Source organism: Pseudomonas sp. PI1 (assembly GCF_000812405.1).
GTDB lineage: Bacteria > Pseudomonadota > Gammaproteobacteria > Pseudomonadales > Pseudomonadaceae > Pseudomonas > Pseudomonas citronellolis.
Window position 1 is genome coordinate 13,355 of the sequence record NZ_JWMC01000026.1, and the last position, 19,195, is coordinate 32,549.

Annotated in this window: 20 protein-coding genes and 2 pseudogenes; 13 read left to right on the plus strand and 9 right to left on the minus strand. The window is 64.2% G+C overall.

The window, feature by feature from the left end; all coding sequences use genetic code 11:
* The first annotated feature begins 23 nt into the window (after window positions 1-23).
* The 7 genes and pseudogenes from RN02_RS10390 to RN02_RS10425 all read left to right on the plus strand — a co-directional run bounded on the left by RN02_RS10390 (window position 24) and on the right by RN02_RS10425 (window position 6,302).
* Entirely contained in the window at window positions 24-1,004 is a 981-nt protein-coding gene (locus RN02_RS10390) for a LysR substrate-binding domain-containing protein (RefSeq protein ID WP_201773763.1), read from the plus strand.
* A gap of 431 nt (window positions 1,005-1,435) precedes the next feature.
* A pseudogene (locus RN02_RS10395) lies at window positions 1,436-1,972 on the plus strand (recombinase family protein); the annotation flags it as partial.
* A gap of 110 nt (window positions 1,973-2,082) precedes the next feature.
* Window positions 2,083-2,376, plus strand: a complete 294-nt coding sequence (locus RN02_RS10400; RefSeq protein ID WP_177331049.1) for a hypothetical protein — start codon at window positions 2,083-2,085, stop codon at window positions 2,374-2,376.
* Between the two features lie 81 nt (window positions 2,377-2,457).
* Window positions 2,458-3,090: a ParA family partition ATPase gene (gene parA, locus RN02_RS10405; protein WP_003159116.1), complete on the plus strand. Its 633-nt coding sequence runs from the start codon at window positions 2,458-2,460 to the stop codon at window positions 3,088-3,090.
* Between the two features lie 20 nt (window positions 3,091-3,110).
* The gene (locus tag RN02_RS10410) at window positions 3,111-3,335 is read left to right on the plus strand and encodes a plasmid partition protein ParG (protein ID WP_003159117.1); all 225 of its coding nucleotides are present in this window, start codon (window positions 3,111-3,113) and stop codon (window positions 3,333-3,335) included.
* 53 nt (window positions 3,336-3,388) lie between these two features.
* Window positions 3,389-4,402, plus strand: coding sequence for a replication protein RepA (locus RN02_RS10415; protein ID WP_082033759.1), 1,014 nt, complete (start codon window positions 3,389-3,391; stop codon window positions 4,400-4,402).
* A gap of 991 nt (window positions 4,403-5,393) precedes the next feature.
* Complete coding sequence (locus tag RN02_RS10425; protein ID WP_043314381.1) at window positions 5,394-6,302, plus strand: DNA-binding protein; 909 nt, start codon at window positions 5,394-5,396, stop codon at window positions 6,300-6,302.
* Between the two features lie 171 nt (window positions 6,303-6,473).
* On the opposite strand, the gene RN02_RS10430 is transcribed toward RN02_RS10425, so the two are convergent.
* The 4 genes from RN02_RS10430 to RN02_RS10440 are packed head-to-tail and all read right to left on the minus strand — an operon-like array spanning window position 6,474 to window position 9,935.
* Window positions 6,474-6,866: a hypothetical protein gene (locus RN02_RS10430; protein ID WP_043314383.1), complete on the minus strand. Its 393-nt coding sequence runs from the start codon at window positions 6,864-6,866 to the stop codon at window positions 6,474-6,476.
* A 10-nt stretch (window positions 6,867-6,876) separates the two neighbouring features.
* Complete coding sequence (locus tag RN02_RS10435) at window positions 6,877-9,408, minus strand: type IV secretory system conjugative DNA transfer family protein (protein ID WP_082033760.1); 2,532 nt, start codon at window positions 9,406-9,408, stop codon at window positions 6,877-6,879.
* Window positions 9,409-9,439: 31 nt separating this feature from the next.
* Window positions 9,440-9,661 (minus strand): conjugal transfer protein TraD, encoded by a 222-nt coding sequence (locus RN02_RS32230; RefSeq protein WP_082033761.1) that lies wholly within the window; start codon window positions 9,659-9,661, stop codon window positions 9,440-9,442.
* A 22-nt stretch (window positions 9,662-9,683) separates the two neighbouring features.
* Window positions 9,684-9,935: a TraC family protein gene (locus RN02_RS10440; RefSeq protein ID WP_043314384.1), complete on the minus strand. Its 252-nt coding sequence runs from the start codon at window positions 9,933-9,935 to the stop codon at window positions 9,684-9,686.
* A gap of 193 nt (window positions 9,936-10,128) precedes the next feature.
* On the opposite strand from RN02_RS10440, the gene traA reads away from it, so the two are divergent.
* The 5 genes from traA (at window position 10,129) to RN02_RS10465 (ending at window position 15,570) form a co-directional block, all read left to right on the plus strand.
* A complete protein-coding gene (gene traA, locus RN02_RS10445) occupies window positions 10,129-13,476 on the plus strand; it encodes a Ti-type conjugative transfer relaxase TraA (RefSeq protein WP_043314385.1) in 3,348 nt (1,115 codons plus the stop codon).
* An 85-nt stretch (window positions 13,477-13,561) separates the two neighbouring features.
* Window positions 13,562-13,924 (plus strand): hypothetical protein, encoded by a 363-nt coding sequence (locus RN02_RS10450; protein ID WP_043314386.1) that lies wholly within the window; start codon window positions 13,562-13,564, stop codon window positions 13,922-13,924.
* Between the two features lie 71 nt (window positions 13,925-13,995).
* Entirely contained in the window at window positions 13,996-14,214 is a 219-nt protein-coding gene (locus RN02_RS10455; RefSeq protein ID WP_043314387.1) for a hypothetical protein, read from the plus strand.
* On the plus strand, window positions 14,201-15,136 hold the full coding sequence (locus RN02_RS10460) for a S1C family serine protease (RefSeq protein WP_043314388.1): 936 nt from the start codon (window positions 14,201-14,203) through the stop codon (window positions 15,134-15,136). Before RN02_RS10455 ends, RN02_RS10460 begins: the two co-directional genes overlap by 14 nt.
* A 95-nt stretch (window positions 15,137-15,231) precedes the next feature.
* The gene (locus tag RN02_RS10465; RefSeq protein ID WP_043314389.1) at window positions 15,232-15,570 is read left to right on the plus strand and encodes a hypothetical protein; all 339 of its coding nucleotides are present in this window, start codon (window positions 15,232-15,234) and stop codon (window positions 15,568-15,570) included.
* 128 nt (window positions 15,571-15,698) lie between these two features.
* On the opposite strand, the gene RN02_RS34235 is transcribed toward RN02_RS10465, so the two are convergent.
* The 5 genes from RN02_RS34235 to RN02_RS10490 form a co-directional block, all read right to left on the minus strand.
* Window positions 15,699-16,307, minus strand: coding sequence for a hypothetical protein (locus tag RN02_RS34235; RefSeq protein WP_236695174.1), 609 nt, complete (start codon window positions 16,305-16,307; stop codon window positions 15,699-15,701).
* Window positions 16,304-16,480 (minus strand): hypothetical protein, encoded by a 177-nt coding sequence (locus RN02_RS33895; protein ID WP_177331050.1) that lies wholly within the window; start codon window positions 16,478-16,480, stop codon window positions 16,304-16,306. Before RN02_RS33895 ends, RN02_RS34235 begins: the two co-directional genes overlap by 4 nt.
* Before the next feature lie 7 nt (window positions 16,481-16,487).
* Window positions 16,488-17,174: an MT-A70 family methyltransferase gene (locus RN02_RS10480; RefSeq protein ID WP_043314390.1), complete on the minus strand. Its 687-nt coding sequence runs from the start codon at window positions 17,172-17,174 to the stop codon at window positions 16,488-16,490.
* Window positions 17,171-17,998, minus strand: a complete 828-nt coding sequence (locus RN02_RS10485; protein ID WP_043314391.1) for a BglII/BstYI family type II restriction endonuclease — start codon at window positions 17,996-17,998, stop codon at window positions 17,171-17,173. Before RN02_RS10485 ends, RN02_RS10480 begins: the two co-directional genes overlap by 4 nt.
* Window positions 17,999-18,127: 129 nt before the next feature.
* The gene (locus RN02_RS10490) at window positions 18,128-18,331 is read right to left on the minus strand and encodes a hypothetical protein (RefSeq protein WP_043314392.1); all 204 of its coding nucleotides are present in this window, start codon (window positions 18,329-18,331) and stop codon (window positions 18,128-18,130) included.
* Window positions 18,332-18,590: 259 nt separating this feature from the next.
* On the opposite strand from RN02_RS10490, the pseudogene RN02_RS10495 reads away from it, so the two are divergent.
* Window positions 18,591-19,195: pseudogene (locus tag RN02_RS10495) on the plus strand (helix-turn-helix domain-containing protein); the annotation flags it as partial.

Genomic DNA, 19,195 nt, shown 5'->3' on the forward strand with positions numbered 1-19,195 from the left:
CCAAACTTTAACTTGGGGTACTGATGTCTCGCCAGATGCCCTCCTTGAACGGCTTGCGAGCCTTCGAAGCGGCTGGACGACATGGCAGCTTCAAGGCAGCAGCGGAGGAGTTGAATGTCACTCAAGCGGCGGTGAGCCAGATGGTGCGGCTGCTGGAAAGACACCTCGGGTTCGCGCTGTTTCACCGTCATGCCAATAGGCTCGAGCTCACGGATCAGGGGCGGTCGTTCCAGCCCGGCCTGACCGAAGCCTTCGATGCGATCGCCCGGCTCTCTGAGCAGGTGGCCTCGATGCAGGCCGGTCCGGTGCTCACCATTGGAGTCGCGCCGACGCTTGCTTTGCACTGGCTGATTCCGCGCTTGACAAGCTTTAATCGCAACCATCCCAACATTGAGGTCCGCGTCGCGACCGGCGGTGCAATGCTTCCGCTGCGTGATGATTGGACATGTGCTGTTAGTCGCGGCCAAGGTAGTTGGCCTGGCTATGTTGCCGAAGAGCTATTCCCCTCGACGTTGGTACCAGTCTGCACGCCCTCAATTGCAGCAGGCTTGCTCCGCCCCCGCGATCTCCACACGGCGACCCTGATCGTCGCGCCTCACTTGCGCGAGCAATGGTCTTGGTGGTTCGAAGCGGCAGGCCTGAGCGCACCGATTCAGCCGGCTAATGAGGTTTCGTTCGAAAGCTCTATGATGGCAATTCAGGCTGCCCTCGATGGTGTAGGAGTCGCGGTCGCGCAACTCCCATATGTCAGTGAGGCGCTGGCAGCGGGCCGTCTTGTCACCCCATTTCGGATCGTTGATCGGAAATACGAAGGCTGGTATCTGGCTTATAGGCTGATACGCGAGAAGGACCCGGGTCTATCGGCCTTCCGCAACTGGCTGCATGGCGAAGCTGAGTTGCAACGCCAGGTGCATAAGAGGCTGGGGTTGGCGCAATCGCTTTCAGCGTCGACCATCGATTTGAAGGGTGGGCTCAAGACCGAAGCGCAACACCGGGCTCCATGAAATAGAAGGCACAACTTCAACTTCACTTCAGTTCGGCAGATTGACGAGAGTTGGCGATGCGGCTATCCACCTCAGCTCAACCGCGCCATTCGTCCCCCCGCCGTCGGTCCAAAGCCTCTCGTCCCGGGGATTGCACGGGGGCAACCTAGCCGCGTCGTTTGGCCGGCGAACGTCTTCTGGGCGATGTGAACTCCCATAGCGGACCGTCGCGAAGGGCGGCTCATGGCCGGCAGCAGCCCGTCGTTGCCTGATGGATCCAACCCCTCCGCTGCTATAGTGCAGTCGGCTTCTGACGTTCAGTGCAGCCGTCTTCTGAAAACGACAGCATCCCCCTTTTTTCCTGGCGTCATCATGTTGCAAAAGTCGGTCGCAAATAGTTTATTATTTGCGACGATATTTGCAACGAAGGGCGCGCCATGAAAGACAAGCCGATGATCGGTTACGCCAGGGTATCGACCGACGACCAGGATTTGACGAACCAACGCGCAGAGCTGCACGCCGCCGGCTGCACGCGCATCTTTGCCGAGAAGATCACCGGCACCCATGCCAAGCGGCCGGAGCTAGGCCGGATGCTTGACCACCTACGCGCCGGCGACGTGGTGACGGTCACGCGGCTGGACAGGCTGGCCCGTAGCACCCGCGACCTGCTGGACATTGCCGAGCAGTTGCAGGCGAAAGGCGCGGGCCTGCGCTCGCTGGCCGAACCGTGGGCCGACACCACCACCCCGGCCGGGCGCATGGTGCTGACCGTGTTTGCCGGCATCGCCGAGTTCGAGCGTTCCCTAATCATCGACCGCACCAGGAACGGCCGCGAGGCGGCCAAGGCGCGAGGCGTGCAGTTCGGCCGCCGCCCTACCCTCACCCCCGGCCAGGTCGAACATGCCCGCGAGCTGCTGGGCGCTGGCCGCACGGCGGCCGAAACGGCCGAGCTGCTGGGCGTGCATCGGGCAACCCTTTACCGGGCGCTGCGCGGCCAGGAAACCAGCCGGGCCGAGGCCCGCCGGCGCGGCGCGTTTGTAGAGGACGCCTTGACCGAGGCCGATGCGCTGGCGGCCGCCGACCAGGAGGGCATGAAGGCATGAGAAACGGACACTATCCCCTGCCCCCGCTCCGGCCGGAGCTGCAAGCCGCGCACGACGAGATGGACGCCAAGGGCGATTACTTTGTCTATGCCGTGTGCCGAACCCATGACGGCCAGGCGTGGGAAGTGACGACCAGGCAGGGCGGCATGTATGGCGCGCTCGATGGCCGCTATCTCGACCACGACGAAGCGGCCGCCGCCGGCGTGGCCTGGCTGCTGGAACAGATCGACCGCGAACCGACCGCCGACGAGGCGGCTTATCGGGCGCTATGGGAAGGCATGGGCAAATGATGAAAAATGCTTTTACTCATTCGCGTGTCGTGCTATGATGCAATGAGTAAATTATCATTTGCATGACCACCAGGAGAGCGCATGAAAGTCATTGCCGTGCTGAACCAGAAGGGCGGTTCAGGAAAGACCACCATCGCCACGCACCTAGCCCGCGCCCTGCAACTCGACGGCGCGGACGTGTTGCTTGTCGATTCCGACCCCCAGGGCAGCGCCCGCGATTGGGCTGCCGTGCGGGAAGATCAACCGCTAACCGTGGTCGGCATCGACCGACCAACCATTGACCGGGACGTGAAGAACGTGGCCCGCAAAGTGGATTTCGTCGTGATCGACGGAGCGCCCCAGGCGGCCGACCTGGCCGTGTCGGCCATCAAGGCGGCCGACTTCGTGCTGATTCCGGTGCAGCCATCGCCCTATGACATTTGGGCCACGGCCGACCTGGTGGAGCTGGTCAAGCAGCGCATCGAAGTCACGGACGGGAAGCTGCAAGCGGCTTTCGTGGTGTCCAGGGCGATCAAGGGCACCCGCATTGGCGGCGAGGTTGCCGACGCGCTGGCCGGCTACGCGCTGCCCATTCTTGATGCCCGCATCACGCAGCGCGTGAGCTATCCCGGCACCGCCGCCGCTGGCACGACCGTTCTTGAAACCGAGCCGGACGGCGATGCAGCGGCCGAGGTTCGCGCCCTGGCCGCCGAGATCAAGCAGAAACTCAATTGAGCTTTTGAGGAAATGAAAAAATGAGCAAGCCCACAACCGCACTCACCGCCGGCCGCCCGAGCGCACGCACCGACAAGGCGCGGGCCGCGACCCTTGCCAGCCTGGCCGACGACGCCGGCGGCATGAAGCGCGTCAATTTCGAGCTACCCGCCGAACAGCACGCGAAGCTGAAAATCTACGCCACGAAGCAGGGCAAGAGCATCAAAGATGTGCTGTCCGAGTATGTCGCCAGTCTGCCGGATTGACGCTCAAAAGCATATTTACTCATTTGAATTTTAGCGGCTAAAAGGCGGGCACCATGACCAAGAAGCAGAGAGAAGGGCAGGGCGCGCAGCAGATCGGCGAGATCATGGGCGACCTGCTGGCCCAGGCGCAGGCCAAGGCGGCCTTGCCGCCGCCGAAGCGCCAAACCCGGAAGATTACGCCGGTCGGCCTCATCTTGACCGAGGCCGACCAGAAACTGATCGGGGCCGGCGCGGAGATTGCCACGACCCCGCCGGCGGGCGAGGACATGGCTTTCACTCATGCGGTGTTGTGCCAAGTCGGTTTGCCCCGCGCGAAAGTCGAAGGCCGCGAGTTCATGCGGCAGTCTGGCGCGGCCTGGGTCAATGTCCAGGCTGGCTACCTGGACGAGGGGCAGGGGCCAGTGCTGCAACCTATCCCCTATGGCGTCATGCCCCGGCTTGGCTTGGCCTGGGTTTCCACCTTCGCCGTGCGCAACAAGGAGCGGGAGATTCCTATCGGCGACAGCGCCGCCGAGTTCTTGCGACTGATGGGGATGGAGAGCGACGGCCGCCGCTACACGACGCTACGGAAGCAAATGCACGCCCTTGCAGCCGCTCGCCTGCAACTCGGGTTCAAGGGCCGCACCTACAACGGCCAGCCGGTGCAGCAGTTCGACGCCTGGGTGTCGAACAAGGACACGCAGCAGCGCGCCCTATGGCCTGGCGTCATGGTGCTGTCAGAGGATTATTACGGTTCGCTGATTGAAAGCGCCGTGCCGCTGGACAATCGCGCCCTGCACGCCCTGAAAGGCTCCGCGCTAGCTCTGGATGTGTATGCGTGGCTGGCCCACAGGCTACACCGCATCGACGGCCGAGGCGTGACGTTGCACTGGAAGGCGCTGCGCGAGCAGTTCGCCCAGGAATACCGAGGAAAAGACCCGGACAAGGACTTCAAGAAGGAATTTTTGCCGGCGCTCAAGAAGGTGCTGGCCGTCTATCCGCAGGCGAAGGTGAAGCCCGTCACCGGCGGCGTGTTGCTGATCGGCTCGCCACCGCCCATCCCCTACAAAGGCGGCCCCACGGTTTAGCTAAACTTCGTGAAATCGCCCCCCCCTGATGCGCCGCGACGGCCGCCCGAGATCGAGGCGGCCGCGTCGTTTCAAGCGACACCAGGCACATGCCCCGACTTGACCGCCAGAACTGGGGACAAACCTTGTGGATAGCCGCACTTATCCACGTGAAATCGCCCCCCCTAGTTTCGTGAAATCGCCCCCCCCTTGGGAGGCTTATCCACGTGAAATCGCCCCCCCTTTGCGTCGGACATCGCCCCCCCCCTAAACCTGTAAGGTTTGCCTTTAAAGTTTTTCCTATAAATTTTTACTGGTAATTGGCGGGCCAAATCGGTGGAAAACTTGACCGACAGCGATAGGCTGAACCACCACAACGCCCTACGGGCGCGCCTACCCTCCGCGCTTCGCGCTCCGCCCCGCCGCCTACGGCGTCGGCCTGCGCCTTCGGCGGGGCACCCCTGCGGGGTTCCCCCGGCTTCGCCGGCTCCCCCTCCGGCAATCGTGCTGGCCTACGGCCAGGCGGCTTACCAGGGCGCGGCACGCCGCGCCGGTGCCAACTCCACCGCCTGCGCCCTCATCCAGCACCGTGCGCGCTGAAAGGCCGCAAAAAGCGGTTTAGCAGGGAAAAGCAGCTTGCGGAGGCCGTGCCCAACCTCAACCGCCTGCGCGAGTTGGAAGGCCGCAGGTTGAACGCCAAGAAAAAGGGCCAGCAGCCAAGCGGCCGAGCTGGCCAGCATCGCCATTTCCGACGAGGAAGGCCCGAAACCACACCCAAGCCGCGCAGGAGCGCCCAGGAAGCCCGAAACCGGGCGAGGGTAGGGGATAGGGCCGCCGACCCCGGAAAACGCCGCCACGGCCCGCACAGGGCCAAATTTCGACCCCGACGCGCTCCCGGCCGGGCTGGCCCTGGCCCGGCGCGTAGTATTTCGCCGTAGGGCTTGTAAATTGTAGTATGTAGTAGTATCATACAACCTACTACAACGCTACATTTCATACAGGAGCAACCGCTATGGCAGTCACGAAAGAGCAGATTTTTTCCGCCGCCGACGAGCTGGCCGCCGGCGGCCAGAAGCCCACGCTTGAGGCCATCCGCCAGATCACCGGCGGGAGCTACACAACCATTTCCCCGGCCCTGAACGAGTGGAAGGCCCGCCAGGCCACCGCCGCCGCGCCCCTGCGCGAGCCTGCGCCCCAGGCCGTCGCCGACCGCCTAGCCGAGCTGGGCAGCGACCTATGGACAATCGCCCTCGACCTGGCGAACGCCCGGCTTGCCGTTGAGCGGGAAGGGTTGGAAAAGGCCCGCGCCGAGCTGGAAGCCGACAGGGCCGAGGCGACCGAGCTTGCCGACCGCCTGGCCGCCCAGGTCGATGACCTGCAATCCCGCCTGGCGTCCATCGAGGCCGCCGAAGCGGCCGCACGCGGCGAAGCCGACGAGCTGCGCGGCCAACTGGCCGCCGCCCAGGAACAGGCGCACACGGCCGAGGCCCGCGCCCAGGAGATCGAGCGCCGCGCCGGCGAGCTGCGCACGGAACTGGACAGGGCGCACCAGGACGCCGACCAGGCACGCGGGGCGCTGGCCGAACAGCAGAAGGCCAGCCAGGCCGCCGCCGCTCAACTCGACCAGGTGCGCGGCGAGCTGGCGAAGGTGCAGGCCAAGGCCCAGGCCGACCAGGAAGCGCAGCAGGAACAGCGCAAGCAGGCGGCCGCCGAGGCGCACCGCATGGCCGAACGCCTCACCGCCGCCCAGACCGAACGCGACCAGGCCACGAAGGCGGCCGCACAGGCCCGCGAGGAAGCCGCCCGCCTGGCCGGGCAGCTCGACACGCTCAAGGAACAATCGGCTGCGCTGCTGGCCCGCATCACGCCGCCGGCGGCCGAGGTGAAGCCGACAAGGAAGAAGCCCGGCAGCGGCGAGTGATCGGCCCCTTAAGTGTCAAGATCAGCCGCCGCAGCGCGAACGGGCAGGGAACAGACGAAGAAAAGGCCGGGAACGCTTGCGCGTTTTCCGGCCCTATATTGACACTTGAGGGGCGGCCGACTTTAGCCGCTAAAATCATTTACTCAAAAGAGTAAAAAATCAAAAGCGCCTTTACTCTTTTTTGTGCCGCTGGCGAAACGCGGCCAGGTCGATCACGTCCGCCGTGCGCCTGGCGGCCGCCTGCATCGGCGTGGGCGGCTTGACCCCGGCCGGTGCCGGGCTGACCTTCGGCCGGAACTGCCGCCACAGCTCCGCGAAGAACGACCAGGCGAAGATGAAGGGCAGCAGCGGCAGCACCAGGACGAAGCCGACCAGGCGGGCCAGGCCGAGGCCGAGCGGCCGCAGGAAGGCCAGCGGCCGCCGCAGCAGATCGAGCAGCAGGCCGCCGACCAGCCACGCCGGCGCGGCCAGGACGAACACCGCAGCGAACAGGGCAGGGAACAGTCGGCGCAGGAACCACGCCAGGGCGATGACGCCGAGAACCGCCGCGATGATGCCCGCCATACGTCACCCCTTAGCTATGGTAGGGGTTCGCATCGAACCGCCCGGCATATTCGGCATCGGCCAGGTAGTTCAGCCGGTCGAGCAAGTAGGGCCGTTCGCCGCGCACCAGGACAATCGGATGCTCCGGCCCCAGGCGCATGACCTCATCCGGCGTCAGCAGCTCGCGGCCGGTGAATTGCTGGCTGGTGCCGGTGCTCTTGCCCCGGTTCATCGAGCCGCCGCCGCCCGATAGGCCGCTACCGCTGTTCTTGCCGGTGTTTTCCGTCTCAAACTCAATCGTGGCTTTGCCCAGGCTGTCGCTGATGTATTTGGCCGTGTCGTAATCGTCCGTGCCAAAGAACGACTTGGCGCTATTCGCCAGGAAGGTTTGCCACTTCGGATAGGTGCCCTTGAGCTGCGACAGGTCTTGAATGAACACCCAGAAGGCCAGGCCGTAGCCGCGCAGCAGTGAAACGGCATCCTCAATCTGTTTCATGTAGCCGAGCTGGCCGAACTCATCGAGCAGGAAGGCGACACGGTGCGCGGGCTGCACGTTGCTGGACGTGATGGCCGCAATTACCGAGCTGATGAACAGGCGCAGGAAGCGGGCATTAGGCCCGATGCGATTGGCTGGCATGACGAGATAGACCGTCATCAAGTCCTGCTTGATGGCCGACAGGTCGAAGTCGGAGCGCGACAGCGCGGCCACGATGCGCGGATCGTCCAGGAAGGCGGTATTGGTGCGGGCCGTCGAGATCACATCCCCCCGCGCCTTGTCGGCCATGCCCATGATGGTATTGGCCGCCCTGGACGGGATGCCGAAGGCGGCCTCTTCATCGGCGGCCATCATGCCCAGGGTGTCGAAAAATTCCGCTTCCCCAGCCGTCAGCAGCCGGCGCAGCTCGCCCAGGTTCCGGCGCTCCGGTTCAGGCAGGCCGACAACGTGCAGCATCAAGCCTTGCAGCAGGTTCTTTGCCGAGTCCTCGAAGAACTTGGAGGACGATTCCGCTTTCTCGCTGCCGATCACCAGGCAATCCGCCAGCACGGCCGATTCACTCACGCAATCCGGGTTCCACACGTCGAGCCTGTCCAGCACGTTGAATGCCGCGCCGCCGTCGCCATTGACGGCGAAAGGATCTACAACATGGACAGCCTGGCCGAGCGCCCGGCGGGCACGTGCCGTCACGGCCGCGTTTTCGCCCTTCACGTCCAGCACAAGGGCCGAGCCGGGATAGTCCAAGAGGTTCGGAATCACCGCGCCAATGCCCTTACCGGAGCCGGTAGGGGCGACCGTCACAACATGGCCGGTAAAGCGGAAACGCTGATCGAGACCGGCGGGCGCATCGGACACCCGGCCCAGGGCGAAGCCGCCCGGCTTGCCGGGCGCGACAAGGTGGCCGCCCTGGCGGATTTCATCGACCGTTCCCCACCGTGCCGAGCCATGCGAACCGAGCGGATGCGTGCTGCTGTTATCGACCGCAGCGACCGCCGCACCGGCAGCCGTGACCGGCCCGGAGGGCTGCACCTGGCCGCGCAGGTTTTCGATTGTCCCGCCGAGGATACGCAGCCGCTTTCCTGTCGGAGACTCCGCGCCGACCAGGCCCGCGAGCCAGCCGAACACCCGGCCCGCATAAATGTAGGTTGCTACCGTTCCGGCGACCGTGGCGGCAGCGATGAACCAGCCTGGAATGAACGGCACAAACACGAACAACAAGGCCGCAGCAAATGACGGAATGAGGAAAGCTAGACCAACTGCCGTGCCGACCGTCACCGGGTTTTGTCGGCGCTTGTGCGCGAGCCAGGCACCGATAAAGCACGCAGCAACAAGATAGAACAACCACGCGCCGGAAACGGATTTGATGCGCTGCCCAAAACCACCAAAATAGCCACTGACCGTCGAGCCTTTTTCGCGCTCTTGATACTCTTGCCGCCGCTGATCTTGCTGGCCGCGATATTCGGCCAGAACCTTATCGGCTTCTGCCGTGCCAACGCCCTTGCCGAACTCAACGCCTCGCGTCACGGACTGCTGCACGACATTGACGCCGGCCGTTGCCGCCGCCGCTGGCCGTTCGCCGTCCAGGCCCGCCAGAATCCGGGCGCTGAAATCGTCCAAGCTACCGGCCGAGGAAAGGCCCGCATTCTGCAAGAACAAGCCCAGGTCATTGCGATACAAGCTAAGGATGTTTGCCGCGCCTGGCGCGTTCCGGTTCGCCAGTGCAGCGGCTTCCAGCTCTTTCAACACTGGCAGCAATTCGGCCCACTTGTCGCGGTAGGCTTGCCAGTTCCCGGCATTCGTCGCCATCGCCAAATCCTGCTGCCCAACATCCAGGGCTTGCAGGCTGTTTTCCCACTTCTGGAATGCCGCCTCTTGCGCATCACAAACGCGCTTCACCCAGGCATCCGCATCTTCCGCGCCGTAGAACTTCGCGGCCTCTGCCGCTGGGTTGCATTCAGGGAAAACGCGGGCGTGCGCCGTGTTCGCCAACGACAGCACGAACGCTCCAAAAAATACCGCTACGACAGCGGCCCACAATCTCGCCAAAAATTCTCTAACGTCCATCATGCTTCACCTCTATGTCAGGTTGAATTGACGGCTAGGAACGGTTGCCGCCGTCCTCTCCATCATCGGAAAAAGCCTTATCGCCTGCCGCCTCAAAGCGTGCTTTTGTGGCGTCAGCATTTGGCCCGTTGAGCGCACCGGCTGCGAGGGTTAAAGCGCCCAAAATCACGGAAGCCGGATAGCCCGCCATGCCGGACTTGATGACCAAGCCACCGAGCTGGATTTTCCGGCGGGCATCTTCTCTCCTGGCGTTCATCCGAAGGCGTCCTAAATCGCGCTCAATCTGCGCTAGGCGTTGCCGCCATCGGGGTAGCTTGCTTGCCTTCGCTTTTGCGAAATTTCGAGGCGATAGCCTCAAACTCCTTCCGCAGTTCGGCGTCTTCAATGTCGAGATCGCCGAGGCCAGCGGAGAGGGCAATCTTGCCGATGCGCTCAGCGGCTTTGCTTTCCAGTTCGGCCAGTTCTGCCTTGATGCGGTTCAGTTCGGCCAGCTTGTCGGCCTTGCGTTCGGATAACGTCTTGCGTGCCATCGTCATAGCTCCTTTCGAGATTGTGGGTTATGCGCACACGATCTTACCACCGGCAAGGCTGGCGGGGAAGGCGCGGCGCTGGTATAGTCATGGAGCGAAAGCGAAATGCGCACTTACGGGTTGCTGCGCAACCCTCATGCGGCCGGGGACACCCCGGCACCCCTTTTTTAGCGGCTAAAACGCCAAGGGAAAAATGGCGATCTACCACTTGAACACGCACACGATAGGACGGGCGGCCGGGCATAGTGCCGTGGCCGCTGCCGCCTATCGTTCCGCGTCGTCGCTGGTAGATGAGCGCACCGGCGAAGTGTTCGACTTCACCCGAAAAGGCGGCGTGTTGTCGTCCGAGATCGTCACGCCCGCAGGTGTGCCGGTTCCCGAACGCGCCGCCCTATGGAATGCCGCCGAGGCCGCCGAGAAACGAAAAGATGCGCGAGTGGCCAGAGAGTGGCGGGCGGCCCTGCCGCATGAGCTGAACGAAGCCGACCGTAAAGAGCTGGCAACGCAGATGGGGCAGGCCATTGCCGACCGCTACGGCGTGGCCGTGGATGTGTGCATTCACGCGCCAGACAAGGAGGGCGACGACCGGAATTTTCACGTTCATATGCTGGCGACCACGCGAACCATTGGCGTGGATGGAACGCTAGGCGCGAAGGCCGTCATTGAGCTGGCGAACAAAGACAGGCAGAAGGCTGGCATTCCTGGCACAAGCCAGGGCGACATCATCGAGATTCGCCAACAGTGGGCCGAGCTAACAAACGAGGCGCTAGAGCGGGCTGGAATCAGCGCCCGCGTAGATCATCGTAGCTATGCAGATCAGGGCGTGGAACTCACGCCAACCAAGCACATCGGCAGCGATGCCGTGGCGATGGATAGGCGCGGCCTGGAAGCCGACCGCATCGACATTCACAACGCCGACCGGCAGGAGCAGGCGCGGCAGATTGTCGAGCGGCCGGAGATCATCCTAGACAAGCTCACGGCGACGCAAGCGGTATTCACGCGCCGCGATATTGCCGCAGAGCTGAACCGCTACATTGACGATGCCGACCAGTTCCAAGGCTTGCTTGCCAGGCTGGAACAATCGCCGCTTCTGGTCGAGCTGGAACCGGCCAGCGGGCGCGACCCGGCGAAGTTCTCCACCCGCGAAATGATCGACACCGAGCGCGGCATGGTGGACAGTGCCGAGCGCCTGGCGAGAACCGGCAGGCATGGCGTTTCTAGCCCCATCACGAACGCGGCAATTGACGGCGCAGGCACCCTATCGGCAGAGCAGCAAAACGCCGTCCGGCACGTTCTCAAGCCGGGCAGCCTGGCCGTGGTCATCGGCGACGCCGGCACAGGCAAATCGTTCTCGATGAAGGTTGCACGCGAGGCATGGCAAGCGCAGGGCTTCAACGTGCGCGGCGCGGCCCTGGCGGGCAAGGCGGCCGACGAATTGCAGGCGGGCAGCGGCATCGACAGCCGCACGCTTGCATCCCTTGAATTTGCTTGGAAAAACGGAAAGGACAAACTCACTTCCCGCGATGTTCTGGTGATCGACGAAGCGGGCATGATCGGCAGTCGCCAGCTTGGCCGCGTGCTGAAAGCCGCCGAGCAGGCCGGGGCAAAAGTCGTCCTGCTGGGCGACGACAAGCAGCTTGCCGCCATCGAGGCGGGCGCGGCTTTCCGTGGCGTGGTGCAGCATGTCGGCGCGGCAGAAATCACCGAGGTTCGACGCCAGAAAGAGGCATGGGCGCGTGCCGCCGGCCAGGAGCTTGCGCGCGGTTCCGTTGCCGATGGCTTGGCGGCCTATGCCGAGCGCGGCCACGTCAAAATCCACGACAGCCGGGACGCCGCCCGCGACAGCCTGGCGGCCGCTTATGTCGGCGACCAGGGCAAGGGTAGCCAGATCATCCTTGCGCACAGCAATAAGGACGTGCAGGCGCTCAATGAAGCCGTGCGCCAGGCCCGCAAAGAACGCGGCGAGCTGCGCAGCACGGCCCGCTTTATGACCGAGCGCGGCGGCCGGGAGTTTGCCCCAGGCGACCGCATCGTGTTCCTGAAAAACGACCGCGACCTTGGCGTGAAGAACGGCACTCTTGGCACCGTCGAGCATTCGGAAGATGGAAGCCTGGCCGTGCGCCTGGACAGCGGCGAAGCCCGCCGGTTCCAGGCCGCGCAATATGCCGCCGTCGATCATGGTTACGCCGTCACCATCCACAAGGCCCAGGGCGTCACGGTCGATAGGGCCTACCTGCTGGCGACCCCCGGCATGGATAGAAGCCTTGCCTATGTCGGCATGACTCGGCACCGCGAGGCGGCGACCTTGTTTGCAGGAGCCGACGACTTCACCGACCGCCGCGCCGGCCGCCTGGTCGATCATGGCGCAGCGCCCTACGAGAACAAGCCGGAGAACCGAGCCAGCTACTTTGCCACTCTGGAAAACGACAAGGGCGAACGGCACACCATTTGGGGCGTCGATCTTGAACGCGCCATTGCGGCCAGCGGCGCGAAGCGAGGCGACCGTATCGGCCTGGAACATGGCGGCTCTGAAACCGTCCGCCTGCCAGACGGCACCACGGCCGAGCGCAACACCTGGCACGTTCGCGGCGCGGCCGAGCTGGCCGCCGGCAAGCTGGCCCAGGTGCTAGGCCGTGAGCGTCCGAAGGAAAGCACTTTGGACTTTGCCGACCGGCGCGGCTTCGACGGCGAGAGCGTCATGCGCCGTTGGCTGGAACGCGGCCGGGCGAAGGTGGCCGAGCTGGCCGGGAAGATGCGCGACGGCCTGCGCCGCAACCTGGAACGCCACGGCCGCCCCGACCTCATGCCCGCGACCGACATTGCCGGCACGCCGACCGTGCAGCGGCCGCAGCAGATCGAGCGCACGCCAGAGGACGAGAAGAAGCGCCGGGCGGCCGAGATCGCGGCGAAGTTCCGGCAGCAGGTCAGCGAGGAACGCGGCGAGCAGGCAGCGCCGCAGCAGCGGCCCCAGGCCGAACGCCCGGCACCCGACCCGCTGGCCGGATTCCGCGCCGGTGTCGAGCGTGCCGAGGCGGCAGGCGGCGGCCTGGCCCTGGACGTGGCGAAGGCACAGCTTGCCGTCGCCCAGGAGTTCCACGCGGCCGGGAAAGACCCCCGGCACCATTCGGCGGCCATCATGCAGGAAGGCCAGCAGCGGGCCTTTGCGGGCCTGGCGCAGCCGTCCCAGGCCAAGGCCGAGCCGGAGCGCCCGGCGGCCGCCCAGGTCAGCGAACAAGACCGCAAGCGGGCCGAGGCGCACGCCAAGATGGAAGTCAGCCAGTTCCGGGCGCTGGCGGTGAAGCGGCAGGCAGGCTTTGCGGGCTACTCCGACCGCAACCCGAGCGCCTGGCGCGAGCTGCCGGACGAGCTGCGCGGGCGCATCGAGAGGTTCAACGCAATGCCGAAGGAGCGCCAGGCCGTCGAGCTGGACAAGATGCAGCGCGAGCTTGCCGACAGGTATGCACGCAACCCGCAGGAGATCACGCGCAGCCGACAGCGGCAGCGTGAGCAGGAACGCGGCCGCGATGGTTTCAGCAGATGAGAAAAAATGTTTTTACTCATTCGCTCATTGTGATATGATGCAATGAGTAAATGATATTTTATGTTTTACGCCAGGAGGAACGACGATGAGCAGCACCGAACCGACGAACGAAGAACTTGCCAAGGGCTACGCCAAGCAGATCGAACAGGCCCAGGAGCGCCGCGAGGCGAAAGACCTTGAGCGCCTGGAACGCCACGGCCGGGCGGCCGCGCAGCAATCCCAGGCTATCGAAGCCGAGCAGTCGGGCCAGGGCGTCGAGCTGGACGCAAGCCAGAAAGTCGAGCTGAACGAGATCAACGGCCAGCAGGCAAAGGCGCTGGCAAAGGAATTGAACCGGGACAACGAGAACGGCGACCAGGTGAAGCAAGCCAGGGCGCGGGAGATCGCAGAACGGTTCAAGGAGAAGGCGGCGAAAGATCGGGAGCAGTCCCGCAGTTTCAGCCGCTAAAAGCGGTGCCCAGGAAGGCGGCAACCGACCTGGACACCTGACCACAACCCACCTGACATAGAGGTGAAATCATGGCTACTTCCGATGTTACCGGCCGGGCAGCGTCCGGCATATCGAAATATTGCATCACCTTCGGCGTATCGCTGGCCGCGCTCATCTTGGCCGGCGGCGTGTTGGTCTTTTCCTACTGGCAGCACGTCGAGCTGCTGCATGAGGGCGACCGCGTAGGCACGCGCCTGGAACGCTTGGGCCTGATCGACCAGGAGGGCGCACAGCATGAGCCGCGCTAAAGCCTGGCGGCGTGCCGCCCTTGCAACCTATATCGCCGCCGGCACCGCATTGACCCTGGCGGGCTACACCGTGGCGACCACAGCCGCGAATGCCAACACCCTGCGCAACACGCGGGAGCGCATCGAGGACTTCCAGCGCGAGCAGACCGCCATCGCCGAGAACGCGATAAGCGCGGCCAGCGTGCGGCGCGGCACCCTACCCCCCGACACCCGGCCGCCTGTCGCGCCGGACTGGCCCGAGCTGGCCGAGCGCGCCATGCCGTCCGTTGTCGCCCTGGCGGGTATCGAGAAGCCCTATGGTACCGGCGAGAGCAATCACGCCTGGCGCATCCCTGGCGTTCAACAGAACGCGGCCACGGCCGCCCTCACCCACGTTCGCGCCTGGCATCGGGATTGGCCGAAAGAGGATGCCAAGCGGCGGCAGCGCATCATCTGCGGCGGCGTGGCCGTCGAAGGAAACAAGGTGCTGACCGTGGCCCATTGCGTCGAAGGCCAGGAAGCATTGCGCGTGCGCACCGCCGCCGGCGAGTGGCGCGAGGCCCGCGTGATCGGCGCGGACATTTCCCGCGACGTGGCGCTGATCGAGATCGAGGGCGACCCCCTGCCCCCGATTCCGGTTGCTGGCGTCATGCCCCGTCAGGGGCAGGACGTGATGGCGATCGGTTCGCCAGGCGGCTACGGCTTCGCCGTGGGCGTGGGCATCGTCGCGTGGTATGGCCGCGATGCCGCGATGCTTTCCCCCGATGACTTCATGCTGGTGACGGCTTCAATCATCGGCGGCAACTCGGGCGGCGTTGTCGTGAACACCAGGGGCGAAGCCGTTTCACTGGTGAGCTATGGCTATGGCATCTACACGCAGACCGTGCCGATAGACCGCGCCCAGGCAGTTGCGGCCGAGATCGAGCGCCGCGCCGTGCGGTAAGCCCTGCATAGAACCCGAAGGCCGGGCGCTGCGCCCAGGTCGATACCGGACGCCGCCGGCGTCTCGATGAATCCTCAACCTTTGGAGCAAAAGCTATGAAACGCACTTCCTTCCCGCTGGCGGCCGTGGCCGCCCTGCTGATGGCTTCGGCCGCCCACGCCGGCCAGCCTGCCGACGCCGCCCGCTTTTCGATCATGGCCCCGGTGCAGGCCGCCTATGACGCCTACCAGGCCACGGCAAGCCGGACGCAGAACACGATGGACAGCATCGAGGCCGAGCTACGCGAACCCGGCGGCATGACGGCCGAGCGCCGCGAGCTGCTGGCGGTGTCGCTTGCAGCAGCCCGCGCCCGCGAGGCGGCCGCGCTGGACAAGCTACAGGCGGAATCGGCCCTTGCGCAGTTGAAGATGGCCGACTTCAACGCCACCAGGTAAGGCACAACCAGGAACGACAAGGGCGGCCAGTTGGCCGCCCTTTTCACGTCCGGGCCTGCATCGTCAGGAATGGCGATGAGATCCACCGCGGCGGCCGTCATCGTCGGAACTGGCGATGTTGGCCATCCCTACCCTTCCAGGCCGTGCATGGTTCGCGCACGTGCTGCGACCTGGTGCGCGTGCTCGATGTAAGCCGCATCGCCGGTGGCTTCGGCGTCGGCAAGGAGCGCGGCCACGGCCTCGGCCGTGGTCAGATGTTCGGCCGGGTCGAAGGGCGTCAGCGGGTCTAGGCCCGCATCGACGCGGCGGGCCAGTGCGATAGCCAGGGCAATGTCGGCGACCCTTTCACTAAACGCTTCCGTTATCTGGCGGCGCGCGATCAGCAATTCGTCCTGGTCGCCATCCTCAAGGATGCTGTTCAGCAGTTCCACCGCATAGGCCGGGTCTTTGCGAAAGGCTTCGGCCATCGCGTCGTCATGCAGGCGTGCGCGCACCTGGTCAGCTTCCAGGGCTTCACAGGCCGGCCACTCGCGGCCAACGGCAGGCGCATCCACCCATTCGCGTTGCTCGGGCGGCAATGGGTACTGGCCGGAGGCTTCGGCCTCGGCCAGCAGCTCATCGAGCGTGTAGCGCACCCTGTCGGCCGAGACGGCGCGGGCCGGGTCGGCTTTCAGGGCGTCATGGGCCGGGCCGGCCTTCTCATGCAGCCAGGTTTCCAGGTTCTTCGGGTCGCTCATCGGCGGGCCTCATCGAGCCAGGCCAGCGTTTCGGCGTCACGGGCGGCTACGCGGGCCAGCAGCTCGCGCAGCAGCGCGGCCAGGCTCATGCCGTGCGCTGCCGCGACGGCGGCCGCTTCGGCCTTCACGTTCGCGGGAACGGCCGCGCTGATGGTGACGGTTTCGTTGCTCATATTCGCGTTAGTCAACAGCGTGTGCCAAGATCGGGACGCTACTACTGGCCCTTTCGGATTGCGAATGATTGGAGTATGTCGGCCAGCTCGGATAGTAGTCATCGGACTGGTTGCCCCATACCGACCAGTTTTCGCGCGGCCCGCGCGCAAACAGTTCCAGGAACGGGCCAGGGCTGCACGATTCCACAATGTCGTAGAACTCATCCGGTTTGCGCGAGTGTTCGCGCTTCTGAGTCGCCAGGAAATTAACTTGCCGCCGACCTGGTGCAAGCGTCCGGGCGTTCTTGCCACGGACACCGAACAGCACCAGCTCGGTGACGTTGCGGAAGTAAAAGCCAACGCCGCGCCCATCCGGCCCGCCGTCCTTGCGTACCTTGTGCCAGACGATATTGCTTTTGTATGAGAAGCCCCAGGCTTCCAGCACCTTGATACCTTCCGGCAGCAGGGCATTGGGCACCCACAAATACAGGTGCGCCGTGTCGGCCGTCAGTTGCTCGACCGGCAGCGCCATGATGTCGTCCAGCGTCATCGTGCCGTAGCGGGACAGGCGCTTGTGCTCCGGGGCCATCTTGCCGGTGCGGTTCTGGAACTGCCACGGCGGATCGGCCAGGATGGTATGAAAGTGCCGGCCACCATGCCGGGCCAGCAGATCCCGCCCTGCGTCTGATGCCGTGTCGGCCTTGTTCTTGGTCATGGGTTCCAGTCCTCAATAAGTTTTGGTGTGATGCCGAACACCAGGACAGGACAGCCGCCGTGTCGGCCGGCGTTGAGCCGGTACAGGAGCTTGCCCATCCATGTCGTGCTGGCACCGTATTTCGCTCTTACGGTCTTGCCGACTTCCTCGCCCGCCTTGTTCAGTTGCGGCACCACGTCAAAGACCGGGTTTAGCTTCTCGCTGCGCGTGACCATGACGCCGGCGCTAATCAGCCCGCATTCATGGAAGGCCCGCAGGGCGTACAGATCCCGGTCAAAGGTTTGATCCTTCGAGTTCCATTCCAGATCGAAGGCCACCCGGCCCTTTACGTAGTCGATCTTGTGGCCGTCAATGAAGTTTTCGATCATGCGCGGCGTGCTTTCCGACCGCTTCACTTTCTTGACCTTCCCGCTGGGCAGGAACAGTTCGTCGTACTCCTGCATCCTCACCAGCAAATCCCCTTGAATCCGAGACTCGACCCAGCCCGCCGGCCGCAAGGTGCGGGAAAACTTCTTCGGCATATCCGATTCGTTCCCGCCTGGCGTTCCAATGTCCCGCTTGGTGATGCGGAAGGCGAGTAAAGCCGCCTCGATCTCGGCCAGCTCGATCGGAAAGGAATTAGCCAGGATCGCGGCCGCGTGCCGGTAGCTGTACACGTCGTAAAGCGCCCGCACTTCGGCGCTGATGTACCGTTCAACATCGGCCGGGGCGTCAGCATTGGGGCCAGGACGTAGCGAAACGTCTTCAACGATTTCAACGCCGTTCGCCTCGGCTTCCTGTTCTTCTTCGCCGTTGTCCAGATCTGGATCTTGTTCGTTCGCCATGTAAAGTGTTCGTAGCCATCGCTATGCCTCCTTGATAGGCTGGTTGTGGTTAGGCCGACCGGCCGGTTGCCCCCGGTTGGTCAGCCGCTTTTTAACTTGCCTTCGTCACGCTTTCGCGTTTCATTTCGCTCAACACGCTGCCCCCTTCTGGTCGGTAGCCCTTCGGTCGAAGGACAGGCTGGCTTGTCGGCCTTGTGTTGACTGCTGGACGTACTCGCGCATGAAATCCCGAATCAGTACCGAGGCCGGCCGGTCGTTTGCCTTGGCCGCTCTCAGAAAGGCTTGTTTCAGGTCAGCATCGACGCGGCAGGTGAAGTTTGTTTGCTGTTCCATCCCGCATCCTATTAATAACGCCGTATTGACTATGCACTAACATTGTAGTGCGCGCAATCGTTGTTACGACTTGCCTTTACGTCGCATAAATCCTAAGTTTTGCGACACGCCCTGCATCTGTCATTTTCAGAAGACGACTGCACCAGTTGATTGAGTGTAGCGGCTGTTGTGCAGCCAGCTCCTGACAGTCCAATATCAGAAGTGATCTGCACCAATCTCGACTATGCTCAATACTCGTGTGCACCAAAGCGAGGTGAGCATGACGACCGACACCCCACGGATTCCCGAGCAAGGCGTGGCCACTCTGCCTGATAAGGCTTGGGAGCGTGCGCGCCGTCGTGCGGAGATCATCGGCCCGTTGGCGCAGTCGGAGACGGTCGGGCACGAAGCGGCCGATATGGCTGCTCAGGCGTTGGGCTTGTCTCGGCGGCAGGTGTACGTTCTGATCCGGCGAGCCCGGCAAGGCAGCGGCCTCGTGACGGACCTGGTCCCCGGCCAATCCGGCGGTGGCAAAGGCAAGGGGCGCTTGCCGGAGCCGGTCGAGCGCATCATCCGCGAGTTGCTGCAAAAGCGGTTCCTGACCAAGCAGAAACGGACTCTGGCAGCGTTCCACCGCGAGGTCGCGCAGACTTGCAAAACGCAAAAGCTGCGGGTGCCGGCGCGCAACACCGTGGCATTGAGGATCGCCGGCCTCGATCCGCGCAAGGTCACTCGCCGGCGGGAAGGCCAGGATGCGTCCCGCGGCCTGCAAGGTGCTGGCGGCGAACCTCCTGCCGTGACAGCACCGCTGGAGCAAGTACAGATTGACCACACGGTCATCGACGTGATCGTGGTCGATGAGCGCGACCGGCAACCGATTGGCCG